A 1,770-nucleotide genomic window follows, 5' to 3' on the forward strand; every position below is an offset into this window, starting at 1 on the left:
TTGGTTATATAGCTATATAAATAAGCCTGTAGGTTGGGTTGAGGTCACGAAACCCAACAAGGTACTTAATTGCTACATTTTACCATTTCAAAGGCGATCGCCAAATTCTTGGTTTGTTTTTTGGTTATATAGCTATATAAATAAGCCTGTAGGTTGGGTTGAGGTCACGAAACCCAACAAGGTACTTAATTGCTACATTTTACCATTTCAAAGGCGATCGCCAAATTCTTGGTTTGTTTTTTGGTTATATAGCTATATAAATAAGCCTGTAGGTTGGGTTGAGGTCACGAAACCCAACAAGGTACTTAATTGCTACATTTTACCATTTCAAAGGCGATCGCCAAATTCTTGGTTTGTTTCTTGGTTATATAGCTATATAAATAAGCCTGTAGGTTGGGCCCTTGTCACGAAACCCAACAATTTACTGAATCATTAGCCAGTAGGTTAGGTTGAGGTCACTACACCTTACCATTTCAAAGGCGATCGCCAAATTCTTGGTTTATTTATTGGTTATATAGCTATATAAATAAGCCTGTAGGTTGGGTTGAGGAACGAAACCCAACAATTTACTTGGTCACTACATCTTACCATTTCCAAGGCGATCGCCAAATTTTTGTTTTGTTTTTTGGTTATATAGCTATATAAATAAGCCTGTAGGTTGGGCCCTTGTCACGAAACCCAACAATTTACCTTGTACTCAATCATTAGCCTGTAGGTTGAGGTCACTCCTGCTTTCCATTTCCAATGCGATCGCCAAATTCTTGTTTTATTTACGTCAGTTATATAGCCATATAAATAAGTTATGAGTTATTGTGTCTTTCCTCTTTCTTTGGCTCATATCAAAGCACGCCAGTACAAAAGTACAGAAATTGACCAACAGGCGAGAATCAATTTTGAAGCGCGATCGCATTAATTCATTACTCATTACTTCAAAACTCATTACTCATTACTCATCCACAACCAGTAACATTAGGGTTTTGATGCTTTGGTGTGAGTTGTTGGGTTTCGTGACCTCAACCCAACCTACAGGCTACAGGCTACCTTCTTACTCATTACTTCAAAACTCATTACTTCAAGACTCATGTTTGGTGCGTTACGGGCTTCGCCCTAACACACCCTACTTAATCTGCTATAAGTTAATATATTTCCAATTTAACGCTTCGTTTAATCTTCAGAATAAAGTTTAGAACCTTGAGGACGAAATTGATCGATTAACTGTTTAAATCTTTCAAACTCTTCTTGTCTTTGACGAGCTTCTTGGTCATTAATTTGTAAAGTTTTTTGCCGTCTTTCTTCTAAAAGCTTTAAAGCTGTTTGATTCCGTTTTATTTGTTCTTCTTTATCCCAATCAGAATAATCTGGACTATTTACTTTTTTGGTCATAATTCTCTCTTTAAAATAATAGTTATTATCATTTTAACTCCCTACTCCCCCTCTTCCCTTCTCCCCTCCTTTTAAAGCTCCCTAAATGCTTATAGCGTTTTTCAGCCAGTAGGTTAGGTTGAGGTCACTACACCTTACCATTTCAAAGGCGATCGCCAAATTCTTGGTTTGTTTCTTGGTTATATAGCTATATAAATAAGCCTGTAGGTTGGGCCCTTGTCACGAAACCCAACAATTTACCTTGTACTCAATCATTAGCCTGTAGGTTGAGGTCACTCCTGCTTTCCATTTCCAATGCGATCGCCAAATTCTTGGTTTATTTATTGGTTATATAGCTATATAAATAAGCCTGTAGGTTGGGTTGAGGAACGAAACCCAACAATTTAC

The 1,770-nt window shown here is 37.3% G+C and carries 2 protein-coding genes; one reads left to right on the forward strand and one right to left on the reverse strand.

The genetic code is table 11. From position 1 onward, the window contains the following. The coding region (locus tag MW688_RS16225) for a hypothetical protein (RefSeq protein WP_486737054.1) at window positions 1-436 on the forward strand (436 nt) is incomplete at its 5' end. A 728-nt stretch (window positions 437-1,164) separates the two neighbouring features. Here MW688_RS16225 and MW688_RS16230 read toward each other — a convergent pair. After that, window positions 1,165-1,383 (reverse strand): hypothetical protein, encoded by a 219-nt coding sequence (locus MW688_RS16230; RefSeq protein WP_486737055.1) that lies wholly within the window; start codon window positions 1,381-1,383, stop codon window positions 1,165-1,167. Window positions 1,384-1,770 lie beyond the last annotated feature (387 nt).

The organism is Johannesbaptistia floridana (genome assembly GCF_057440575.1).